Raw genomic sequence first — 26,410 nt, forward strand, 5'->3', positions numbered from 1 at the left:
AATATCAATTTTAGGAGATGGGCAATTTGTACAATCAATTCGATCACAAATGTCCCTTTTGCGGTAAATATCATGAACAGCCTCATTACAAAAGATCACGTCATGACCGTTCTCAAAGAAGAGACTGTCCATTTATCAAACAAGAACTTTCGAAACAAAATAGACCTCAAGGAAATCCTCTCTGTCACAGTGCAAAAGGAGAAAAACAATCAAAACCAATTCAAAGGGTTGGACGAAGAGGTCCCGCTGGACCTATAGGACCCACCGGACCTGCTGGCGCTACTGGGGCAACCGGTGCCACTGGTCTAACCGGAGATACTGGTCCTACTGGACCTACAGGTGTAACTGGAGATACCGGTCCAACTGGAGCTACTGGTGCAGGGTTAACAGGTATTGAAGCGTTTGATCCGGTAATCAGCCCTACTTACCAAGTAGGGCAAGTAGTGACCTTTAATGGCAGTACGTATGTAGTAAATACTGCACCACCGACAGGTACACCAGATACTTCCCTAGACTACACATTACTGGCTGCAGCAGGATCAACTGGAGCTACCGGTCCAACGGGAGTTACTGGTGCAACCGGAGATACTGGTCCTACTGGTGATACCGGTCCTACTGGAGCCACTGGTGCAACCGGAGATACTGGTCCTACTGGAGATACTGGTGCTACTGGTGATACCGGTCCTACTGGAGCCACTGGTGCAACCGGAGATACCGGTCCAACGGGAGTTACTGGTGCGACTGGTGATACTGGTCCAACTGGACCAACAGGTGTAACCGGAGCTACCGGCCCTACTGGAGTTACTGGTGCGACCGGAGATACTGGTCCAACTGGAGCCACTGGTGATACTGGTCCAACTGGACCAACAGGTGTAACCGGAGCTACCGGGCCTACTGGAGTTACTGGTGATACTGGTCCTACTGGTGCGACCGGAGATACTGGTCCAACTGGAGCCACTGGTGCCACTGGTGCCACTGGTGATACCGGTCCTACTGGAGTTACTGGTGATACTGGTCCTACTGGAGCCACTGGAGATACCGGTCCTACTGGAGTTACTGGTGCAACCGGAGATACCGGTCCTACTGGAGTTACTGGTGATACTGGTGATACTGGTCCAACGGGAGTTACTGGTGCGACTGGTGATACCGGGCCTACTGGAGCCACTGGTGCAACCGGAGATACTGGTCCTACTGGAGCCACTGGTGCGACTGGTGATACCGGGCCTACTGGAGCCACTGGTGCAACCGGAGATACTGGTCCTACTGGACCAACAGGTGTAACCGGAGCTACCGGCCCTACTGGAGTTACTGGTGCGACTGGTGATACTGGTCCTACTGGACCAACAGGTGCAACCGGAGCTACCGGCCCTACTGGAGCCACTGGTGCGACCGGAGATACTGGTCCTACTGGACCTACAGGTGTAACTGGAGATACTGGTCCTACTGGACCTACAGGTGTAACTGGAGATACCGGTCCAACGGGAGCTACTGGTGCAGGGTTAACAGGTATTGAAGCGTTTGATCCGGTAATCAGCCCTACTTACCAAGTAGGGCAAGTAGTGACCTTTAATGGCAGTACGTATGTAGTAAATACTGCACCACCGACAGGTACACCAGATACTTCCCTAGACTACACATTACTGGCTGCAGCAGGATCAACTGGAGATACCGGCCCTACTGGAGTTACTGGTGCAACCGGAGTTACCGGCCCTACTGGCGCCACTGGTATCACGGGTGCTACTGGTCCTACTGGGGCGACTGGTATCACTGGTTCAACCGGATCTACCGGAGCCACTGGTGCAACCGGAGCTACCGGTCCTACCGGTCCTACTGGTGCCACTGGTGCAACCGGAGATACTGGTCCTACTGGACCAACAGGTGTAACCGGAGCTACCGGTCCTACTGGAGTTACTGGTGCCACTGGTCCTACTGGAGCCACTGGTGCCACTGGTGATACCGGTCCTACTGGACCAACAGGTGCAACCGGAGATACCGGCCCTACTGGAGCCACTGGTGCGACCGGAGATACTGGTCCTACTGGACCAACAGGTGTAACCGGAGATACCGGCCCTACTGGAGTTACTGGTGCCACTGGTGATACTGGTCCTACTGGAGCCACTGGTGCGACCGGAGATACTGGTCCAACTGGAGCCACTGGTGCCACTGGAGATACCGGCCCTACTGGAGTTACTGGTGCAACCGGAGATACCGGGCCTACTGGAGCCACTGGTGCAACCGGAGTTACCGGTCCTACTGGAGTTACTGGTGATACTGGTCCTACTGGACCAACAGGTGTAACCGGAGCTACCGGCCCTACTGGAGTTACTGGTGCGACTGGTGATACTGGTCCTACTGGAGCCACTGGTGATACTGGTCCTACTGGAGCCACTGGTGCCACTGGAGATACCGGTCCTACTGGACCAACAGGTGTAACCGGAGCTACCGGGCCTACTGGAGCCACTGGTGATACTGGTCCTACTGGACCAACAGGTGTAACCGGAGCTACCGGGCCTACTGGTGATACTGGAGTTACTGGTGATACTGGTCCTACTGGAGCCACTGGTGCAACCGGAGATACTGGTCCTACTGGAGCCACTGGTGCAACCGGAGATACCGGTCCAACGGGAGTTACTGGTGCGACTGGTGATACTGGTCCTACTGGACCAACAGGTGTAACCGGAGCTACCGGCCCTACTGGTGCGACTGGTGATACTGGTCCTACTGGAGCCACTGGTGCGACCGGAGATACTGGTCCTACTGGACCTACAGGTGTAACTGGAGATACCGGTCCAACGGGAGCTACTGGTGCAGGGTTAACAGGTATTGAAGCGTTTGATCCGGTAATCAGCCCTACTTACCAAGTAGGGCAAGTAGTGACCTTTAATGGCAGTACGTATGTAGTAAATACTGCACCACCGACAGGTACACCAGATACTTCCCTAGACTACACATTACTGGCTGCAGCAGGATCAACTGGAGCTACCGGTCCAACGGGAGTTACTGGTGCAACCGGAGATACTGGTCCTACTGGTGATACCGGTCCTACTGGAGCCACTGGTGCAACTGGTGCAACCGGAGATACTGGTCCTACTGGAGATACTGGTGCTACTGGTGATACCGGTCCTACTGGAGCCACTGGTGATACTGGTCCTACTGGACCAACAGGTGTAACCGGAGCTACCGGCCCTACTGGAGTTACTGGTGCGACCGGAGATACTGGTCCAACTGGAGCCACTGGTGCCACTGGAGATACCGGGCCTACTGGAGTTACTGGTGATACTGGAGTTACTGGAGCTACCGGGCCTACTGGAGCCACTGGTGATACTGGTCCAACTGGACCAACAGGTGTAACCGGAGCTACCGGGCCTACTGGAGTTACTGGTGATACTGGTGATACTGGTCCTACTGGTGCGACCGGAGATACTGGTCCAACTGGAGCCACTGGTGCCACTGGAGATACCGGTCCTACTGGAGTTACTGGTGATACTGGTCCTACTGGAGCCACTGGAGATACCGGGCCTACTGGAGTTACTGGTGCAACCGGAGATACCGGTCCTACTGGAGTTACTGGTGATACTGGTGATACTGGTCCAACGGGAGCTACTGGTGCAGGGTTAACAGGTATTGAAGCGTTTGAACCGGTAATCAGCCCTACTTACCAAGTAGGGCAAGTAGTGACCTTTAATGGCAGTACGTATGTAGTAAATACTGCACCACCGACAGGTACACCAGATACTTCCCTAGACTACACATTACTGGCTGCAGCAGGATCAACTGGAGCTACCGGTCCAACGGGAGTTACTGGTGCAACCGGAGATACCGGTCCTACTGGAGCCACTGGTGCAACCGGAGATACCGGTCCAACGGGAGTTACTGGTGCGACTGGTGATACTGGTCCAACTGGACCAACAGGTGTAACCGGAGATACCGGCCCTACTGGAGTTACTGGTGCGACCGGAGATACTGGTCCAACTGGAGCCACTGGTGCCACTGGAGATACCGGGCCTACTGGAGTTACTGGTGATACTGGAGTTACTGGTGCTACCGGTCCTACTGGACCAACAGGTGTAACCGGAGATACCGGGCCTACTGGAGCCACTGGTGCAACCGGAGATACTGGTCCTACTGGACCAACAGGTGTAACCGGAGCTACCGGCCCTACTGGAGTTACTGGTGCGACTGGTGATACTGGTCCAACTGGAGCCACTGGAGATACCGGGCCTACTGGAGTTACTGGTGATACTGGTCCAACTGGAGCCACTGGTGCAACCGGAGATACTGGTCCTACTGGAGCCACTGGTGCAACCGGAGATACCGGTCCTACCGGTCCTACTGGTGCCACTGGTGCAACCGGAGATACTGGTCCTACTGGGGCGACAGGCATCACGGGTGCTACTGGACCTACTGGCGCGACTGGTATCACTGGTTCAACCGGAGCTACCGGAGCCACTGGTGCAACCGGAGATACCGGTCCTACTGGAGTTACTGGTGCCACTGGTCCTACTGGAGCCACTGGTGCCACTGGTGATACCGGTCCTACTGGACCAACAGGTGCAACCGGAGCTACCGGCCCTACTGGAGCCACTGGTGCGACCGGAGATACTGGTCCTACTGGACCAACAGGTGTAACCGGAGATACCGGCCCTACTGGAGTTACTGGTGCCACTGGTGATACTGGTCCTACTGGAGCCACTGGTGCGACCGGAGATACTGGTCCAACTGGAGCCACTGGTGCCACTGGAGATACCGGCCCTACTGGAGTTACTGGTGCAACCGGAGATACCGGGCCTACTGGAGCCACTGGTGCAACCGGAGTTACCGGTCCTACTGGAGTTACTGGTGATACTGGTCCTACTGGACCAACAGGTGTAACCGGAGCTACCGGCCCTACTGGAGTTACTGGTGCGACTGGTGATACTGGTCCTACTGGAGCCACTGGTGATACTGGTCCTACTGGAGCCACTGGTGCCACTGGAGATACCGGTCCTACTGGACCAACAGGTGTAACCGGAGCTACCGGGCCTACTGGAGCCACTGGTGATACTGGTCCTACTGGACCAACAGGTGTAACCGGAGCTACCGGGCCTACTGGAGCCACTGGTCCTACTGGAGCCACTGGTGCAACCGGAGATACCGGTCCAACGGGAGTTACTGGTGCGACTGGTGATACTGGTCCTACTGGACCAACAGGTGTAACCGGAGCTACCGGCCCTACTGGTGCGACTGGTGATACTGGTCCTACTGGAGCCACTGGTGCGACCGGAGATACTGGTCCTACTGGACCTACAGGTGTAACTGGAGATACCGGTCCAACTGGAGCTACTGGTGCAGGGTTAACAGGTATTGAAGCGTTTGATCCGGTAATCAGCCCTACTTACCAAGTAGGGCAAGTAGTGACCTTTAATGGCAGTACGTATGTAGTAAATACTGCACCACCGACAGGTACACCAGATACTTCCCTAGACTACACATTACTGGCTGCAGCAGGATCAACTGGAGCTACCGGTCCAACTGGAGCCACTGGTGCCACTGGAGATACCGGGCCTACTGGAGTTACTGGTGATACTGGAGTTACTGGAGCTACCGGGCCTACTGGAGCCACTGGTGATACTGGTCCAACTGGACCAACAGGTGTAACCGGAGCTACCGGGCCTACTGGAGTTACTGGTGATACTGGTGATACTGGTCCTACTGGTGCGACCGGAGATACTGGTCCAACTGGAGCCACTGGTGCCACTGGAGATACCGGTCCTACTGGAGTTACTGGTGATACTGGTCCTACTGGAGCCACTGGAGATACCGGGCCTACTGGAGTTACTGGTGCAACCGGAGATACCGGTCCTACTGGAGTTACTGGTGATACTGGTGATACTGGTCCAACGGGAGCTACTGGTGCAGGGTTAACAGGTATTGAAGCGTTTGAACCGGTAATCAGCCCTACTTACCAAGTAGGGCAAGTAGTGACCTTTAATGGCAGTACGTATGTAGTAAATACTGCACCACCGACAGGTACACCAGATACTTCCCTAGACTACACATTACTGGCTGCAGCAGGATCAACTGGAGCTACCGGTCCTACTGGAGCCACTGGTGCAACCGGAGATACTGGTCCTACTGGAGCCACTGGTGCAACCGGAGATACTGGTCCTACTGGACCTACAGGTGTAACTGGAGATACCGGTCCAACGGGAGCTACTGGTGCAGGGTTAACAGGTATTGAAGCGTTTGATCCGGTAATCAGCCCTACTTACCAAGTAGGGCAAGTAGTGACCTTTAATGGCAGTACGTATGTAGTAAATACTGCACCACCGACAGGTACACCAGATACTTCCCTAGACTACACATTACTGGCTGCAGCAGGATCAACTGGAGCTACCGGTCCTACTGGAGCCACTGGTGCAACCGGAGATACTGGTCCTACTGGAGCCACTGGTGCAACCGGAGATACTGGTCCTACTGGACCTACAGGTGTAACTGGAGATACCGGTCCAACGGGAGCTACTGGTGCAGGGTTAACAGGTATTGAAGCGTTTGATCCGGTAATCAGCCCTACTTACCAAGTAGGGCAAGTAGTGACCTTTAATGGCAGTACGTATGTAGTAAATACTGCACCACCGACAGGTACACCAGATACTTCCCTAGACTACACATTACTGGCTGCAGCAGGATCAACTGGAGCTACCGGTCCAACGGGAGTTACTGGTGCAACCGGAGATACCGGTCCTACTGGGGCGACTGGTATCACTGGTTCAACCGGATCTACCGGCGCCACTGGTGCAACCGGAGATACCGGTCCTACCGGTCCTACTGGAGTTACTGGTGCGACTGGTCCTACTGGAGCCACTGGTGTAACCGGAGCTACCGGTCCTACTGGAGTTACTGGCGCCACTGGTATCACGGGTGCTACTGGTCCTACTGGGGCGACTGGTATCACTGGTTCAACCGGATCTACCGGAGCCACTGGTGTAACCGGAGCTACCGGTCCTACTGGAGTTACTGGCGCCACTGGTATCACGGGTGCAACTGGTCCTACTGGCGCCACTGGTATCACTGGTTCAACCGGATCTACCGGAGCCACTGGACCAACCTCACAAATTTTCTTTGACCAAACAGCAACACAGCAGCAAGTATTTCCTCCGTTGAATTCAGAAATAACATTACTCACTTTTACAGTTCCTGTAACAAGTGGTCAAAGAGTAAAGATTGACCTATCAGCAAATGTTACAGCTAACACTACAGCGAATTATAGTATAAGTGGAAATACTCGATTAAGGAGAAACGGAACATTGTTAACAGAAGTTCCTTTCTTTAGATCGGGATCAGGCGCAGGGGCACAAAGCTTTGTAGTTTCCACCACTTACGTTGATACTGTAACTAGTACGGGTAATAATGTATATACTGTTAATATCATTATTACAGCACAGTCAAATATAACAACTGTTAACACAGATACTCGAGCTGCAAATGCTGTAATATATGTATAAACAAAACGCATAAAGGCTTTGGCCTTTATGCGTTCAGGCTGTCGAGAAAATCTCGACAGCTTTATTTTTTCCTTAAAGTTTCCATTCCCCCATTTTATAATAGAGAAAGCAGCACCTTCCATATTATGGTGTTCCGCAAGCCAGTATCTATGATAACCCCACTTCTCCGCCTTTTTTTCTAAATCCATACTATGTTCAAAAGATTCCTTAATAGTGCCTCCTTCTGTCACAGAGGATAAATTTACATAAAACAATTTAACTTTTAAATAATTTGATTCGATGAACTTCGAAATAAAAATATCATTTAACTTAATTTCGCTTTTTAAATTTCCACATAGAATAAAATATTAACTTGTAGGAGATGGGGAATTTGTATAATCAGTACGACAACAAATGTCCCTTTTGCGGAAAAAAGCATGATTGGCAACCTCATTACAGAAAATCTCGTCACGATAGACCTCTATTTGATGACTGCCCTCTTCTTAAACGAGAATGTAAAAAGAACAAAGTTGTTAAACATCACAGCACTTGTGCTAAAGCAAAAGGACGGAAAAAAACAAATAATAAAATTGTAAAAAGAGGTCCTACTGGTGCAACCGGAGTTACCGGTCCTACTGGAGTTACTGGTGCAACTGGTGCAGGGTTAACAGGTATTGAAGCGTTTGATCCGGTAATCAGCCCTACTTACCAAGTAGGGCAAGTAGTGACCTTTAATGGCAGTACGTATGTAGTAAATACTGCACCACCGACAGGTACACCAGATACTTCCCTAGACTACACATTACTGGCTGCAGCAGGATCAACTGGAGCTACCGGTCCTACTGGAGCCACTGGTGCAACCGGAGATACTGGTCCTACTGGAGCCACTGGTGCAACCGGAGATACTGGTCCTACTGGACCTACAGGTGTAACTGGAGATACCGGTCCAACGGGAGCTACTGGTGCAGGGTTAACAGGTATTGAAGCGTTTGATCCGGTAATCAGCCCTACTTACCAAGTAGGGCAAGTAGTGACCTTTAATGGCAGTACGTATGTAGTAAATACTGCACCACCGACAGGTACACCAGATACTTCCCCAGACTACACATTACTGGCTGCAGCAGGATCAACTGGCTCAACGGGAGCCACCGGAGTTACCGGTCCTACTGGAGCCACTGGGGCCACCGGAGATACCGGCTCTACTGGAGCTACTGGGGCCACCGGAGATACCGGCTCTACTGGAGCTACTGGGGCCACCGGAGATACCGGTTCTACTGGAGTTACCGGTCCTACTGGAGTTACTGGTGTAACTGGAGTTACCGGTCCTACTGGACCAACAGGTGCAACCGGAGGTACCGGTCCTACTGGACCAACAGGTGCAACCGGAGATACCGGTCCTACTGGACCAACAGGTGCAACCGGAGTTACCGGTCCTACTGGACCAACAGGTGCAACCGGAGATACCGGCTCTACTGGAGCTACTGGGGCCACCGGAGATACCGGTTCTACTGGAGCTACTGGAGCCACCGGAGATACCGGCTCTACTGGAGCTACTGGGGCCACCGGAGATACCGGTTCTACTGGAGTTACCGGTCCTACTGGAGTTACTGGTGTAACTGGAGTTACCGGTCCTACTGGACCAACAGGTGCAACCGGAGGTACCGGTCCTACTGGACCAACAGGTGCAACCGGAGATACCGGTCCTACTGGACCAACAGGTGCAACCGGAGTTACCGGTCCTACTGGACCAACAGGTGCAACCGGAGATACCGGCTCTACTGGAGCTACTGGGGCCACCGGAGATACCGGTTCTACTGGAGCTACTGGAGCCACCGGAGATACCGGTTCTACTGGAGTTACTGGTGTAACTGGAGGTACCGGCCCTACTGGTCCTACTGGTGTAACCGGAGTTACCGGCTCTACTGGAGCTACTGGGGCCACCGGAGATACCGGTCCTACTGGAGCCACTGGTGCAACCGGAGTTACCGGTTCTACTGGAGTTACTGGTGCAACCGGAGTTACTGGTGTAACTGGAGATACCGGCCCTACTGGAGGTACTGGTGCAACCGGAGATACCGGCTCTACTGGACCAACAGGTGCAACCGGAGATACCGGCTCTACTGGAGCTACTGGGGCCACCGGAGATACCGGTCCTACTGGAGTTACTGGTGTAACTGGAGATACCGGTCCTACTGGGGCAACCGGAGTTACCGGTCCTACTGGACCAACAGGTGCAACCGGAGTTACCGGCTCTACTGGAGCTACTGGGGCCACCGGAGATACCGGTTCTACTGGAGTTACTGGTGTAACTGGAGGTACCGGTCCTACTGGAGTTACTGGTGTAACTGGAGGTACCGGTCCTACTGGACCAACAGGTGCAACCGGAGTTACCGGTCCTACTGGACCAACAGGTGCAACCGGAGTTACCGGCCCTACTGGTCCTACTGGTGTAACCGGAGTTACCGGCTCTACTGGAGCTACTGGGGCCACCGGAGATACCGGTCCTACTGGAGCCACTGGTGCAACCGGAGTTACCGGTTCTACTGGAGTTACTGGTGCAACCGGAGTTACCGGTTCTACTGGAGTTACTGGTGTAACTGGAGATACCGGTCCTACTGGGGCAACCGGAGATACCGGTCCTACTGGACCAACAGGTGCAACCGGAGTTACCGGCTCTACTGGAGCTACTGGGGCAACCGGAGATACCGGTTCTACTGGAGTTACTGGTGTAACTGGAGGTACCGGTCCTACTGGAGTTACTGGTGTAACTGGAGGTACCGGTCCTACTGGACCAACAGGTGCAACCGGAGATACCGGTTCTACTGGAGCTACTGGAGCCACCGGAGATACCGGTTCTACTGGAGTTACTGGTGTAACTGGAGTTACCGGCTCTACTGGGGCAACCGGAGTTACCGGTCCTACTGGTCCTACTGGTGTAACCGGAGATACCGGCTCTACTGGAGCCACCGGAGATACCGGTTCTACTGGAGTTACTGGTGTAACTGGAGGTACCGGCCCTACTGGGGCTACTGGGGCAACCGGAGATACCGGCCCTACTGGGGCTACTGGGGCAACCGGAGATACCGGTCCTACTGGAGTTACTGGTGTAACTGGAGTTACCGGTCCTACTGGACCAACAGGTGCAACCGGAGGTACCGGTCCTACTGGACCAACAGGTGCAACCGGAGATACCGGTCCTACTGGACCAACAGGTGCAACCGGAGTTACCGGTCCTACTGGACCAACAGGTGCAACCGGAGATACCGGCTCTACTGGAGCTACTGGGGCCACCGGAGATACCGGTTCTACTGGAGCTACTGGAGCCACCGGAGATACCGGTTCTACTGGAGTTACTGGTGTAACTGGAGGTACCGGCCCTACTGGTCCTACTGGTGTAACCGGAGTTACCGGCTCTACTGGAGCCACTGGTGCAACCGGAGTTACCGGTTCTACTGGAGCCACTGGTGCGACCGGAGATACCGGCTCTACTGGAGCTACTGGGGCCACCGGAGATACCGGCTCTACTGGAGCTACTGGGGCCACCGGAGATACCGGCTCTACTGGAGCTACTGGGGCCACCGGAGATACCGGTTCTACTGGAGTTACCGGTCCTACTGGAGTTACTGGTGTAACTGGAGTTACCGGTCCTACTGGACCAACAGGTGCAACCGGAGGTACCGGTCCTACTGGACCAACAGGTGCAACCGGAGATACCGGTCCTACTGGACCAACAGGTGCAACCGGAGTTACCGGTCCTACTGGACCAACAGGTGCAACCGGAGATACCGGCTCTACTGGAGCTACTGGGGCCACCGGAGATACCGGTTCTACTGGAGCTACTGGAGCCACCGGAGATACCGGCTCTACTGGAGCTACTGGGGCCACCGGAGATACCGGTTCTACTGGAGTTACCGGTCCTACTGGAGTTACTGGTGTAACTGGAGTTACCGGTCCTACTGGACCAACAGGTGCAACCGGAGGTACCGGTCCTACTGGACCAACAGGTGCAACCGGAGATACCGGTCCTACTGGACCAACAGGTGCAACCGGAGTTACCGGTCCTACTGGACCAACAGGTGCAACCGGAGATACCGGCTCTACTGGAGCTACTGGGGCCACCGGAGATACCGGTTCTACTGGAGCTACTGGAGCCACCGGAGATACCGGTTCTACTGGAGTTACTGGTGTAACTGGAGGTACCGGCCCTACTGGTCCTACTGGTGTAACCGGAGTTACCGGCTCTACTGGAGCTACTGGGGCCACCGGAGATACCGGTCCTACTGGAGCCACTGGTGCAACCGGAGTTACCGGTTCTACTGGAGTTACTGGTGCAACCGGAGTTACTGGTGTAACTGGAGATACCGGCCCTACTGGAGGTACTGGTGCAACCGGAGATACCGGCTCTACTGGACCAACAGGTGCAACCGGAGATACCGGCTCTACTGGAGCTACTGGGGCCACCGGAGATACCGGTCCTACTGGAGTTACTGGTGTAACTGGAGATACCGGTCCTACTGGGGCAACCGGAGTTACCGGTCCTACTGGACCAACAGGTGCAACCGGAGTTACCGGTCCTACTGGACCAACAGGTGCAACCGGAGTTACCGGCTCTACTGGAGCTACTGGGGCCACCGGAGATACCGGTTCTACTGGAGTTACTGGTGTAACTGGAGGTACCGGTCCTACTGGAGTTACTGGTGTAACTGGAGGTACCGGTCCTACTGGACCAACAGGTGCAACCGGAGTTACCGGTCCTACTGGACCAACAGGTGCAACCGGAGTTACCGGCCCTACTGGTCCTACTGGTGTAACCGGAGTTACCGGCTCTACTGGAGCTACTGGGGCCACCGGAGATACCGGTCCTACTGGAGCCACTGGTGCAACCGGAGTTACCGGTTCTACTGGAGTTACAGGTGCAACCGGAGTTACCGGTTCTACTGGAGTTACTGGTGTAACTGGAGATACCGGTCCTACTGGGGCAACCGGAGATACCGGTCCTACTGGACCAACAGGTGCAACCGGAGTTACCGGCTCTACTGGAGCTACTGGGGCAACCGGAGATACCGGTTCTACTGGAGTTACTGGTGTAACTGGAGGTACCGGTCCTACTGGAGTTACTGGTGTAACTGGAGGTACCGGTCCTACTGGACCAACAGGTGCAACCGGAGATACCGGTTCTACTGGAGCTACTGGAGCCACCGGAGATACCGGTTCTACTGGAGTTACTGGTGTAACTGGAGTTACCGGCTCTACTGGGGCAACCGGAGTTACCGGTCCTACTGGTCCTACTGGTGTAACCGGAGATACCGGCTCTACTGGAGCCACCGGAGATACCGGTTCTACTGGAGTTACTGGTGTAACTGGAGGTACCGGCCCTACTGGGGCTACTGGGGCAACCGGAGATACCGGCCCTACTGGGGCTACTGGGGCAACCGGAGATACCGGTCCTACTGGAGTTACTGGTGTAACTGGAGTTACCGGTCCTACTGGACCAACAGGTGCAACCGGAGGTACCGGTCCTACTGGACCAACAGGTGCAACCGGAGATACCGGTCCTACTGGACCAACAGGTGCAACCGGAGATACCGGCTCTACTGGAGCTACTGGGGCCACCGGAGATACCGGTCCTACTGGAGTTACTGGTGTAACTGGAGATACCGGTCCTACTGGGGCAACCGGAGATACCGGTCCTACTGGACCAACAGGTGCAACCGGAGTTACCGGCTCTACTGGAGCTACTGGGGCAACCGGAGATACCGGTTCTACTGGAGTTACTGGTGTAACTGGAGGTACCGGTCCTACTGGAGTTACTGGTGTAACTGGAGGTACCGGTCCTACTGGACCAACAGGTGCAACCGGAGATACCGGTTCTACTGGAGCTACTGGAGCCACCGGAGATACCGGTTCTACTGGAGTTACTGGTGTAACTGGAGTTACCGGCTCTACTGGGGCAACCGGAGTTACCGGTCCTACTGGTCCTACTGGTGTAACCGGAGATACCGGCTCTACTGGAGCCACCGGAGATACCGGTTCTACTGGAGTTACTGGTGTAACTGGAGGTACCGGCCCTACTGGGGCTACTGGGGCAACCGGAGATACCGGCCCTACTGGGGCTACTGGGGCAACCGGAGATACCGGTCCTACTGGAGTTACTGGTGCAACCGGAGTTACCGGCTCTACTGGAGCTACTGGTGCAACCGGAGATACCGGTCCTACTGGAGTTACTGGTGCCACTGGAGCTACCGGTCCTACTGGAGCCACTGGGCCTACTGGTCCAACTCAAACGACTCTTTATGCCGGAAATACAACGGGGCCTACAATCATTACTGTTCTTGGTGGTACGAACATTGCTTTACCAAGTAATCAAAATATCAATGGATTTGCACCGAATGGTTCAAATGATACTTTTACTGTACAACAAACAGGTAAATACTATATCACATACCAAATTAATACAACAGTTGCACTTTTAGTTAGTGCACGGCTACTTCTTAATGGAGCCACTGTCATCCCAGGTTCTATTCAATCACCGGTGGTCTCAACCACATTTATCAGTAACACATTGATTGTGAATTTAACTGCTGGAAATACGATATCATTGCAATTGTTTGGGGCAGTTGTAACAGCTATTTTAATTGGTGGAGGTGCAACCGGGGCATCCCTAACAATCATAAGACTCAGTTAACGAAAAAAAGAAGGGCTACTTTAGCCTTCAGATTGTAGAGAAACTCATGTTTTTCTACAATCGTTAGGTTGAATAAAAAAGGCATCCCACACACGTTTTGTTTTCCTCTCAACCGGCAATAGCGAAGCCCATGCAGTTGTTTTGAATCTGCAAGGCTTCGCTCTATTTTTCTTTTCTTTTTTTATATAGCTCTTTTCCAGAGGCAGACAGACGATTTTGTCTGATCTTTTCTTGTGTTCCTCTCCCATACATGTCTGGAGATCACTTTTTGATGATTTTTCGATCTTGTACAGCTCTCAAAGAAAGAGATGGAAAATATCTAAGAAAAAAATAAAGCTGTCGAGATTTTCTCGACAGCATGAGAAAGGCTTTTTCAGCCTTTCTTTTTTATGTCTTCTATGACATTTATACATTGTTCAATATCATCAGATTGTAAGAGGTGAAAAATAGATTGGATGACGGTAAACTCTAAATTCCACCATTCTAATAACTGAAGTTTTTCGATGATTTCAGATGAAAACCGGTATTTCATGAGCTGCTGCGGATTTCCTGCGGCAATCGCATATGGGGGCACATCTTTTGTGATGACACTATTTGCACCAATCACTGCTCCGTTCCCTATACATACTCCTGACATGATTGTTGCTCCATAACCAATCCAGACATCGTGTCCTATGTGGACATCTCCTTTTGACTTTGGATGTCCTTTAATGTGAGAAGCTTCCTTGAAAATTTGATTAAACGGATACGTTGTGGCCCAATCTGTACGGTGTTCACCGCCAAGGAAAATTTTGACTTCGTTTGCGATGGAACAAAACTTTCCAATGTTTAATGTTGTTCCTTCCCCCCACGTCAGCACTTGGAAATCTGGTCCGGCATAAGAAAAATCACCGATATTGTACGCACTCAGTTCACTTCTTTGATTCAAATACATAGAAGATCAGACCTCCTGAAAAGTGATAGATCTTCGTATGTATATGCTGCTTCACACTTTTACATTATGACTGCACTAGCGCTACAATCTGTTTTTTCTTCCATACGAGCTGATAGTAGCCGTATTGAAGGAGTAAGTTCACGAAAAAAGCCGCAGGATAGCCAATCCAGATGCCCTTGATGCCAAGGGTTGTGTGGTGCGATAGCACATAAGCGACTGGTACTTCTACAAGCCAAATGGAACAAATACTAAAGATCGTTGGCCATAGCACTGTTCCGCTTGCTCTCATCGTGGCTGCAACAATTTGGGCTGTTCCAAAAATAAGATAGCTCCATAATGTAATGACAACTAAGCTATAGGCAATGTCAATCGTCTTAGAATCTGTTAAAAAGATAGATAAAATCTGCGGTGCGAAGAGATAAACAATGATAATAATGAATCCGCCTATGGCAAAATTGAGCCCTAACCCGATTTTTATCACATCTTTCAATCGGTTGATATTCCCTGCGCCGATGAATTGTGCTGCAAAGATCGAGACCGCGATGCCAAGACTTACTGCCGGCATCTGCACATAGCTCACAACTTGATTGACAACACCATAGGCAGCAGTCGCCTGTGATCCATAATCATTGACAAAGGAAATAACAGCAATTTCTGATAAAGAAATAAGGATCATATTAATGCTCGATGGAATGCTGAGCTTTAATAATGTTTTTAGTAGATCCCCTTTCATCAATAAATGCTTTCTAACCGATGCATCGATGCGAAGCGGGTGTTTTGTTTTATATAAGTAGATATGTAGAATAATAAACGTCACAATGGTTGAAATCACAGAAGCATACGCAGCACCGTATAAACCAAATGCCGGCAGTCCCAGCCAGCCAAATAATAAAATCGGCAGCATCAAAATATTCGTTGCCGTACTAATCATTAAGAAATAAAAAGGCGTTTTTGAATCCCCTGTCCCTCGCAGGAAAGTCGTGTAAACAAAATAAAGAAATAAGATCGGCATTGAGATGAATAGAATTCTGGCATAAGCCGCACTTTCCTCCACGATATTCGCAGGTGTTCCCATGAGGTTTAAGATATCCGTTGCAAAAAAACCTCCAATGATTGCTAAAGAAAGTCCGATCAAAAAAGTGAATGAAAGCGTTGTGCCAATAATTTCTTTTAATCTTTGTTCATTTTTTGCTCCATACGCTTGTCCAATAAGGATTGAACTTCCCGATCCAATTCCGATGGAAAAAGAAACGAGTAAAAAGAAAAGCGGAAAGAATGCAGAAATGGCAGCTACTGCATCCTCTCCAATCCATCTGCCGACAAGGACGATGGATACAAGTTGTCCGATTGATTGCAAAATATTGCTAAGCAAAAGCGGGACGAGAAAAATGGACATGGTTTTTACTAAAGATTGATTGTTATCTAACGTCATGATGGTTCTCCTTCTCTATCTAAAGATTCTCAGCTAAAATGCTAACAATGTGGTCTTCTATCTCTTTCCCTTTCTCGTCATCAACAAGATGATTTAATAAAATGGAAAAAGCGACCGTCTTTCCACTCTTTGTGTCAATATATCCAGACAGTGTACTGACCGTAGTTAATGAACCTGTTTTTGCACGTACTTTTTCTAGTGTAGCTGGTTCTTTCAACCTGTTCCTTAACGTCCCTCCCACCATTCGGTCACTTGCCCCTGCTAACGGAAGCGCATGTTCATAGGTCTTAAACCATTTTTCCTTTTGAATGTTTGTTAGAAATAACGTGAACTGGTTGGCAGAAACAAGGTTAATAGGTGAGATGCCTGACCCATCTCGCAACACTGCAAGAGATGGATCGATGCCGAATGCAGGAAGCCGTTCATTCATCACATCCAGTCCATCTTCAAAGCTCCCTTTGCTTTTCACTTGTTTTCCAAGTTTCTTCAGCAACATTTCTGCATGGGTATTGTTGCTGAGTTTCATCATGGGAACAAGGAGCTCTGATAAAGGCATCGATGAATGGGTGGCAATTTTCTTGGCTTTTTTAGGAACTTGTTTTATTTTAAGCGGTCCTTTTACGTGAATCCCTTCCGCCTTTAACGCTCGTTTCATTAAATCTAACGCATAAGAGGATGGCTCCCATAATGCTACCCATTGTCTAGATACACTCGCTTTCACCGGAATGGTGCCAGTTAAAGTGATTTTGTTGGTGCCGTGAGAGCGCTTAAAAGAAATCTTCTTTTTCCCTTCTTCTGGCACGGTTTTTACTTGATTGATGACTTGAGGGACAGAAGTCTTCGGAATCATGTCATAGGTTGCTTTTTGCCCAGCTTTTTTGCCTGGCTTTACTTCGAGAATCACGGTTCCTGCATCATAATCTTGATTCGGTGAAGCCGTGAGAGCAGAGATTTGTGCACCGTAATATTGATCCTCATCACTCCAAGGTAAATCAATCGAATATCTTGTGTCATCATACCATGTATCGTCTGCCGCAAGCTGTCCGCGAATTGTATGTATTCCGGCCTTTTTCACTTGTTTGGCAAGTGCTGCAAAATCCTCTTCTAATAAAGTCGGATCCCCGGTACCGCGTAGATACAGGTTGCCATGTAACGTTTTCTTTTGAATAGAACCATCTATCCAGATGTCTGTCGGGAATGTGTGTGTTTCTCCTAGTATATCAAGGGCGATGGCTGATGTGAGCAGTTTCATATTAGAAGCAGGAGTAAGACGAATATCGGCTTGATGTTCATAAAGAAGAGAGGAGTCAGAAGTATCGCGGACGCTGATGCCAGAGATCGCGCCCTCTAAATCAGGTGCTGTTCGTATAAATTCATCTAAAGCTGTCACCCACGGCAGTGAGTCGTCACGAGCTGTCAGTTGATCATCTTTTGCTGAAAAAGGGAGAAATAAAATCGACAGGATACATATGTGTAAAAACAAGATCTGTGAAAAACGCTTCACGCAATCCCTCCTTTTTAGTCGCAGCCAATTTTAGAAGAATATGTTCATTATACACAAAAGAACGTTTGTTCTCAAAGGTTTTTTAAACAGAAAAGTCAGCTTTCTTTGACGAAAACTGACAAGCTCTTTACCTTTTTTCTGGATTCCAGCCATCGGTTCCGCTAAGAACAGCTTGCACTGTGATTTGACTTGCTTCGTTTTTCGATAAAATACTGGACCATTTTACGCGGGTTGCTGCGTTGCTTCCTGCTCCTGTCGATCCATATTCTTTATATCTTGCTGTTCTTTCGTTATCACGATTATCCCAGTTATGCCAACCCTCTGCCTTAATATGATCATCCATATTTGTATAGAGGAATGTCACAGCAGAATGAGGCCGCCACGGACGTCCTAAATATACCGATTGAGCAGCAGCCGTCCCCTTTTTGAGTGTAGAATCGATGAATACATATCCATACTTTTGCGCTTCTGTTGTGGATGCTGCAGTAATATACCCATTTCCAAGACTTTTTATTTCAGCTCTTTTAAACACGGCTGTGGCTGATCCAAAAATAAAATCGACCGTGCCTTCGATATAGCAGTTTTCATAATATTGCCGGCCTGTACCTGTTGCATAAAGTGTATCTTGATACCCTAAAACTCGTATTTGTTTAAACGCAGCCCGGTCGCCGGACACGTACAGTGCAACCGCCTGACCAGCATGTCTGCCAGCCGTATTTTGAAAGGTGATATTTTCTGCATAAAAGTCGTTCGCACGAATCATTGTGCTTGAGCTATTTGTTGTGCTGCCAGTACTTGCATTTGTATCATGATACGTCAGAATCGTCTTGTATTGGTCTTCCCCAATAAAGGACACGTAAGGTTTATTTTGCGGAAGCAGGATTTTTTCTTTATACACACCATTTTTAATATAGATCGTTACGCGCTGTTGATTGTTCACTGGAATCGCATCAATGGCAGACTGAACGGTTCGAAACGAGCCATTTCCCTTTTGATCGACCACAAGGACGCGATTTGTTTGATTCTGATGTCCGGCTGCTTGAAGTGAAGCTGAGTTCAATAGTAATAAAGACAAGACGACTACAAGCCATACCTTTCCATACTTCATCGTACATCTCCTCCTCTTTGTGAACGTTTTCAATCAAACATTCTTTTTGATCCTATTCATGACACGCACAAAAAAACACCCACTTATAGATGTTATGGATGTTTTTTGGACTTTTCATATTTCATTGCATAAATCCCTTCATTTTCAATCCATTCACAAAATAGAACGTCTCGATAGGAAGAAATGTGCTGCTTTTTTAATTGCTCACTCAGCCATGTTTCATCGAAGCCAGCTTCTTGTAAATCTTTTTTTAAAATTTCACCGTCAATAATAAACGTTCTAGGTAATTTGACTTCTTTTCCCTTCACGTTCACATCTTCTGCGGTGGCTGTTGCGTATTTCATTTTCGGAAGAACGCTTACCGAGCCGTCTGTTTCCAAAATGGCATATTCAATTTCATTCAAGGCAAAATGACCCTTCGCGCGAATCAGTGTCTGCAGCTGATTGAGATCAAGCATATTTTTCTTTAAACGTTTGTAGTGAATCTTCCCTTGATCAATGACAAGTGTCGGTCTTCCTTCTAAAAAGGCTCGAATACCTTTAAAGCGCTGTGAAAACCATTCAACTGTATAGAGAAGAACGCCCCATACCGCAACAGCAAACAAAATGTGCTGAATCTTGACTTCTGGGTCGAAAATGGCGTTTCCGACCATTTCGCCTAAAATCAGTGCAGAAATAAAATCAAACGGCGTGATTTGTGCAAATTGTGTTTTCCCTAATAATTTTATTATAGAAAATAAGGCAAAAAATCCGATAAACAGTTCAATGAAAATATTAAAAAATGGCACAAACATACCTTCCTTTCAAAGTGCATTTACCTACAGCATGCACATGAAAGGAAGGATCTAAACCGTTTACAAAGTAAAACGTCGTCTACCTCAAGCAATGAGTCATATACTTGCATCCATGATCTGGTGCTTGAATGTCACCTCATGAAAGATGGATTTTCAAATCAGCTCACTGCCTAGAGCGGAAAAAAGTGATAGTAAATCAAAATATCTGATTCATAAAAAGCCATGACCACTCTTCGGTCATGGCTTTTCTTTATATGTGTAAACACCCTTTGTTTGACCTATTTTGGCAGAACCGAACTCCCCATTAAATAACGGTCTACCTCGTGCGCCACTTGTCTGCCTTCATTAATTGCCCAGACAATCAAGCTTTGCCCGCGTCTTGCATCTCCCGCTGCAAATACGCCTTCTACATTTGTTGTATACTCCCCATACGTTGCGTCAATGCGATTGTTTTTGCTGTCCACGCCAAAGTGTTTCACGAGTGGCTGTTCAGTTCCCTCAAAACCAATTGCAATAAAGACTAGCTGAGCCGGCCATACCTTTTCGGTCCCTGGAATCTCATGAAATTCAAACTTCCCTTGTTCGTTTTTCACCTTTTCCATTTGAATCGTATGAAGCTCTTTTAATTTTCCATTTTTGTCTGCCACAATTTTTGTGGTTTGAATGGAATATTGACGCGGATCTTCCCCGAATTTTGCTTGTGCTTCTTCATAAGCATAATCGAGTGAGAAGACGTAAGGCTGTTCAGGCCACATGTTATCCCCTACACGTGTATCCGGAAGCTTCGGATGCTTCCCGAACTGAACAACACTTTTTGCTTTTTGGCGAAGTGCAGTTGCAACGCAATCTGCACCTGTATCTCCCCCGCCAATGACAATCACGTCTTTTCCTTTTGCATCAATGAAGTTTTTGTCTTTAAACCCTGAATCCAGCATGCTTTTTGTGGCGAGGGTTAAATAATCCATCGCTAGGTGAATCCCTTTAGCTTCCCGGCCTTCAATCAACAGGTCACGCTGCTTTTGTGCACCTGTACAAAGGATAACCGCATCAAACTGCTCTTTCAGTTCATCGGCAGTGACATCGACGCCAATTTCTGTGTTCGTTACAAAATCAATGCCTTCTTGTCTTAGCAGTTTGACTCTTCGTTCCACTACTTCTTTGTCCAGCTTCATGTTTGGAATGCCGTATGTCAGCAGTCCGCCAAGGCGATCAGACCGTTCGAACACTGTGACGGCGTGGCCTGCTTGGTTTAATTGATCAGCACTTGCAAGACCTGCTGGTCCTGAGCCGACAATGGCAATCTTCTTGCCTGTACGGCTTGAAGGAATTCTCGGTGTGATCCATCCATTTTCAAAGCCTTTATCAATGATGGTGCGTTCGATATTTTTAATCGAAACAGCTGGATCATTGATGGCGACTGTACATGACCCTTCGCAAGGCGCTGGACACACTCTCCCAGTAAATTCAGGGAAATTATTTGTTTTTTGCAGTCTTTCGAGCGCTTCTTTCCATCTGCCTCGATACACAAGGTCGTTCCATTCTGGAATTAAATTGTAGATCGGGCAGCCTGACACGCCGCCTTTGATCTCCATCCCAATTTGACAAAACGGTGTGCCGCAATCCATACATCTAGCGCCCTGCTTCTTCAATACGTCATCTGTATAAGGAGCTGAATATTCTTTCCAGTCATTTTGACGAGTGAGAGGGTCACGTTCATTTGGCTTTTCTCTTTTATAATCCATAAAACCTGTTGCTTTGCCCATTGTCCTCTCCCCTTTCTTAATGAGCGAGGGCTGCTTTTTGCCCGTTTGCCGTTTCTTGATTTTTCGGTTTCGTGTTTGCTTCAAAGGCATACATGACCGCTTCCTCATGACTAAGGCCCGCTTGTTTTTGTTCTTCAATGCTTTGAAGCATCATTTTGTAATTTCTCGGAATGACCTTGATGAATTGATCCTTTTCTTGCGCCCAGTTTTCTAAAAGTGCCGAAGCTTTTGCGCTGTTTGTATAGTGAAGGTGCTCTTGAATCAGCTGTTTCACTTCTTGCTCTTCATCGTGATCTGTGAGTTTTTCAAACATGATCATTTCCATGTTGCACATTCTTTTGAACTGTTTCGCATCGGATGTATGGACATAAGCTACGCCGCCAGACATTCCTGCGCCGAAGTTCTTTCCGACGTCTCCTAAAATGACGACACGTCCGCCAGTCATGTATTCACAGCCGTGATCACCGATTCCTTCAACAACCACCTGCACGCCTGAATTACGAACGGCAAAGCGCTCACCTGCACGCCCGTTAATATAGGCTTTTCCACTTGTCGCTCCGTAGAATGCGACGTTTCCAACAATGACATTTTCATGTCCATTTTGTACAAAGTGATCAGATGTTTTGACCGCAATTTTGCCTCCAGAGAGTCCTTTGCCGATATAGTCATTTGAATCACCTGTTAAATAGAGAGACATGCCCTTTGGCACAAATGCGCCGAAGCTTTGTCCTGCGGAACCAGTGAACCTTAGTGTGATCGTATCCTCTGGCAAGCCTTCTTCCCCGTAGCGTTTAGACACTTCACTTCCAGTAATGGTTCCAGCCACACGATTGATATTGCGAATATTCAATGATAGATCAACCGGTGTTTGATGATTCAACGCTTCCTGTACATAAGGGAGGATTTCATTCATATCCAGTGATTCATCAATTTTATGATTTTGAGGTGTTCTGAATGTACGAGCTCCTTCTGGCTGATAAAGCAGTGTTTCAAGGTCTAGCTGGCCTGCTTTCCAGTGAGCTTTTGCTCGTTCGCTAACTCCTAGAACATCCGTGCGTCCAATTAATTCATCCATTGATGTAAAGCCGAGCTCCGCTAAGATTTCTCTTACTTCCTCTGCAATAAACATCATGAAATTCACAATATGGTCAGGGTTCCCCATGAATTTTTTACGAAGCTCTGGATTCTGTGTAGCGACGCCGACTGGGCAAGTATCTAAATGACATGCTCTCATCATCACGCAGCCCAATACGACAAGTGGAGCTGTCGCAAAGCCATATTCTTCTGCTCCTAATATCGCAGCCATGACAACGTCGCGACCAGTCATTAACTTTCCGTCCGTTTCAAGAACGACTCTCTCGCGAAGGCCGTTTAACACAAGGGTTTGATGCGCCTCTGCCAAACCGAGCTCCCAAGGAAGTCCTGTGTGTTTAATACTCGTTTTCGGCGAAGCTCCTGTGCCGCCATCGTATCCACTGATCACAATGACATCCGCCGTTCCTTTTGCAACACCTGCTGCAATCGTACCAACGCCTGCTTTAGACACAAGCTTGACGCTGATGCGGGCATCACGGTTCGCGTTTTTCAAATCATGGATCAGCTGCGCTAAATCCTCGATGGAATAAATATCATGATGCGGCGGTGGTGAAATCAATCCGACGCCTGGTGTAGATCCGCGTACATCGGCGACCCAAGGGTATACTTTATTTCCTGGCAGCTGTCCGCCTTCTCCAGGCTTTGCTCCTTGTGCCATTTTAATTTGCAGTTCATCTGCATTGACCAAATAATGACTCTTTACGCCAAAGCGGCCAGAAGCAATTTGTTTAATCGCACTTCTGCGATCATCGCCGCGTTCATCAACTGTAAAGCGTGCAGGATCTTCTCCGCCTTCTCCGCTGTTACTTTTACCGCCAATTCGGTTCATGGCAATCGCAAGTGCTTCGTGCGCTTCTTTACTTAAAGACCCAAATGACATGGCGCCTGTCTTGAATCGGCGCACGATGGATTCAGCAGATTCAACGTCTTCCAAACGAACTGGTTTTTGTTTTGGCTGGAAAGCAAATAAATTTCGAAGGAAGCCGATTCTTTCTTCGTCCGCTGCCTTTGTATATTGCTTAAATAGATCGTAATCTTCATTGCGACATGCCCACTGAAGCGTATGGATCGTTTTTGGATTAAAGGCATGGTGCTCACCATTTTTTCTCCACTGGAAGTCACTTCCTGATTCGAGTGTTTGGTCAGTCGCTGCCTGATACCCTGCTTCATGACGAAGTTTTGCTTCATGTGCAATGGTCTCAAGGTCAATCCCGCCAAGCTGAGAAGCTGTTCCCGTGAAATACGCCTGAATGACGTCTTCACTAATACCAACGGCTTCAAAGATTTGGGCTCCTCTATAGCTTTGCACAGTGGAGATTCCCACTTTAGACATGACTTTGACGACACCTTCGGTTACGCTTTTACCAAACTTAGTGACTGCTTCATCAAAGCTGAAAGAGATCGCTTCTTCTGCAATCAGCTGTTTGTACGTTTCATACACAAGATAAGGATGGATTGCATCTGCTCCGTAGCCAATCAGTGCGGCAAAATGATGAACCTCTCTGACTTCTCCAGATTCAACGATCAGACTCACCTTTGTCCGTAAGCCTTGACGAACAAGATGCTGATGCAGTGCACTTAGCGCTAGAAGTGGTGGAATCGGCACTTTTTCTTCCGTCATTTCACGATCGGAAAGAATTAATAAAGATACACCTTCGCGGATCGCTTTTTCCGCCTCTTCAAACATCGCATCCAGCCCGCGCTTTAAATCATCGGTGAAAAGAGTATGAATCGTTTTGCTTTTAAAGGCATTATGAACAATTGTTCTCAAACCGTTAAACTGCCCGCTTGTTAAGACGGGTGTATACAGTTTAATTCGTCGGCATGAATATTCATTCGGATGTAAAATATCTCCTTCAGCACCTAACCACGTCATCGTAGATGTCACAAGCTGCTCACGAATGGCGTCAATCGGCGGGTTCGTCACTTGTGCAAACAGCTGCTTGAAGTAAGAAAACAGAGACTGCGCACGATCTGATAACACAGCAAGCGGAGTGTCGCTTCCCATTGAACCGATTGGGTCCTTGCCTTCTTCTAGTAAAGGAATTAAATACTTTTGAATGTCCTCGTACGTATAATGGAAGGCACGCTGGCGCGTCAATAAATCATCCATTATACTAGAATTTTCTGAATTTTCTTCCGAGCGATTGACGTGCACCATTTCTTCATCAAGCCATTTTTGATAAGGGAGTTCATTCGCAATCGTCGATTTCACTTCTTCGTCAGAAATAATTCGCCCTTCTTCTAAATCAATTAAAAGCATTTTACCTGGCTCAAGACGATCTTTATACTTCACATCCTCTTCATTTGTGTCGATCACACCGACCTCAGAAGAGAAAATGATATGATCATCATTTGTGACATAGTATCTTGCCGGTCTTAATCCGTTTCGGTCTAAGATGGCTCCGATTTGTTTACCATCAGTAAAGGAAATAGCTGTTGGCCCATCCCACGGCTCCATAAGAGAACTATGGTATTCATAAAATGCCCGTTTTTCTTTCGACATGTGCGTGTTTTCAGTCCATGGCTCTGGAATCAGCATCATCGCTGTATGAGCAGGTGTTCGGCCTGCAAGCACAAAGAATTCAAAGGCATTGTCTAGAATGGATGAATCACTTCCGTCTGCATTCAGCACTGGCAAAATCTTGTCTAAATCGTCTCCGAAAGCTTCAGATACGAATTGTTGTTCTCTTGCTCTCATCCAATTGATGTTTCCTCTTAATGTGTTGATTTCACCGTTGTGAATCAAATAGCGGTTTGGATGGGCTCTTTCCCATGTAGGAAATGTATTTGTACTAAATCGTGAATGAACAAGTGAAAATGCAGAAACAAATGTTTCATCCTGAAGATCAAGATAAAAAGCATCGACTTGATCTGATGTTAAAAGCCCCTTGTATACAATGGTTTGACTCGACAGGCTGACAAAGTAAAATTGCTTTTCCTCTGCTGTCCCCCAGTTCTCAGCCTGCTTACGAATGACATATAATTTTCTTTCAAATGACAAACGATCTATGATCTTGTCATTTGCCCCGATAAAGACTTGCCTCACAACCGGACAGCTCTTCGCTGCGACAGTACCAATTTTCCCGGCATCAATAGGAACTGTTCTCCAGCCAATTAATGTTTGACCTTCTTGTTTAATGAACCCGTTGATTTTTTGCTCGATGGCTTGGCGCGTTTTCTCGTCATCCTCTTTTGAAAAGAAGACCATTCCTACCCCGTAACGGCCCTTTTCAGGAAGTGCAAAGTCTTTGCAGCTTTTTCTAAAGAAAGCGTCTGGTAGTTGTACCATTAAGCCGGCACCATCACCTGTATACGGATCACTGCCTTGCCCGCCGCGGTGATCAAGCTGGCACAGCATTTGTAATCCCTTTTTGACGATGCTGTGTGTCGCTTCCCCTTTTAAATGAGCGTACAGTCCGATCCCACATGCATCATGTTCAAATTCAGGACGGTAGAGACCTTGTGGTTGTGGTAGTTGATTATAAGTCATCGTTTCTCTCCCCCGTTTAAAAGATCCGTTTTTTCACAGTAATAAAATCTCACAAACTCTGTAACTTATTTTAAGTTTTCAAATTAATATAAACAATATATAATTTAGATGAAAACAATCTCTTTTTGAGATAGATGGG

At 48.7% G+C, this 26,410-nt stretch carries 9 protein-coding genes and 2 pseudogenes; 2 read left to right on the forward strand and 9 right to left on the reverse strand.

Annotation, left to right across the window (positions count from 1 at the left end; all coding sequences use genetic code 11):
• Positions 1–17 precede the first annotated feature (17 nt).
• On the forward strand, positions 18–7,484 hold the full coding sequence (locus tag MHB79_RS09340) for a hypothetical protein (RefSeq protein WP_445661251.1): 7,467 nt from the start codon (positions 18–20) through the stop codon (positions 7,482–7,484).
• Positions 7,485–7,585: 101 nt separating this feature from the next.
• On the opposite strand, the pseudogene MHB79_RS09345 reads toward MHB79_RS09340, so the two are convergent.
• Positions 7,586–7,765: pseudogene (locus MHB79_RS09345) on the reverse strand (LLM class flavin-dependent oxidoreductase); the annotation flags it as partial.
• 89 nt (positions 7,766–7,854) lie between these two features.
• Between MHB79_RS09345 and MHB79_RS09350 the strand changes: the two are divergent.
• Complete coding sequence (locus MHB79_RS09350) at positions 7,855–14,148, forward strand: hypothetical protein (RefSeq protein WP_445661252.1); 6,294 nt, start codon at positions 7,855–7,857, stop codon at positions 14,146–14,148.
• A gap of 94 nt (positions 14,149–14,242) precedes the next feature.
• Here MHB79_RS09350 and MHB79_RS09355 read toward each other — a convergent pair.
• The 8 genes and pseudogenes from MHB79_RS09355 to gltB all read right to left on the reverse strand — a co-directional run.
• A pseudogene (locus MHB79_RS09355) lies at positions 14,243–14,443 on the reverse strand (transposase); the annotation flags it as partial.
• Positions 14,444–14,521: 78 nt separating this feature from the next.
• Positions 14,522–15,082, reverse strand: coding sequence for a CatB-related O-acetyltransferase (locus MHB79_RS09360; protein WP_212046019.1), 561 nt, complete (start codon positions 15,080–15,082; stop codon positions 14,522–14,524).
• A 64-nt stretch (positions 15,083–15,146) separates the two neighbouring features.
• Positions 15,147–16,514 carry an MATE family efflux transporter gene (locus tag MHB79_RS09365; protein WP_310025011.1) on the reverse strand — a complete coding sequence of 456 codons (1,368 nt, stop codon included), beginning with the start codon at positions 16,512–16,514 and terminating at the stop codon, positions 15,147–15,149.
• A 19-nt stretch (positions 16,515–16,533) separates the two neighbouring features.
• Positions 16,534–18,018, reverse strand: a complete 1,485-nt coding sequence (gene dacB, locus MHB79_RS09370) for a D-alanyl-D-alanine carboxypeptidase/D-alanyl-D-alanine endopeptidase (RefSeq protein ID WP_322000480.1) — start codon at positions 18,016–18,018, stop codon at positions 16,534–16,536.
• A gap of 127 nt (positions 18,019–18,145) precedes the next feature.
• Positions 18,146–19,126: a pectinesterase family protein gene (locus tag MHB79_RS09375; protein ID WP_251190433.1), complete on the reverse strand. Its 981-nt coding sequence runs from the start codon at positions 19,124–19,126 to the stop codon at positions 18,146–18,148.
• 92 nt (positions 19,127–19,218) lie between these two features.
• Positions 19,219–19,920, reverse strand: a complete 702-nt coding sequence (locus tag MHB79_RS09380; protein ID WP_212046017.1) for a DUF421 domain-containing protein — start codon at positions 19,918–19,920, stop codon at positions 19,219–19,221.
• A 278-nt stretch (positions 19,921–20,198) separates the two neighbouring features.
• A complete protein-coding gene (gene gltD, locus MHB79_RS09385; protein ID WP_106032542.1) occupies positions 20,199–21,683 on the reverse strand; it encodes a glutamate synthase small subunit in 1,485 nt (494 codons plus the stop codon).
• 16 nt (positions 21,684–21,699) lie between these two features.
• Positions 21,700–26,271 carry a glutamate synthase large subunit gene (gene gltB, locus MHB79_RS09390; RefSeq protein ID WP_137055116.1) on the reverse strand — a complete coding sequence of 1,524 codons (4,572 nt, stop codon included), beginning with the start codon at positions 26,269–26,271 and terminating at the stop codon, positions 21,700–21,702.
• Positions 26,272–26,410 lie beyond the last annotated feature (139 nt).

The organism is Bacillus sp. FSL M7-0558, from assembly GCF_038003245.1.
Taxonomy (GTDB): domain Bacteria; phylum Bacillota; class Bacilli; order Bacillales; family Bacillaceae; genus Bacillus; species Bacillus pumilus.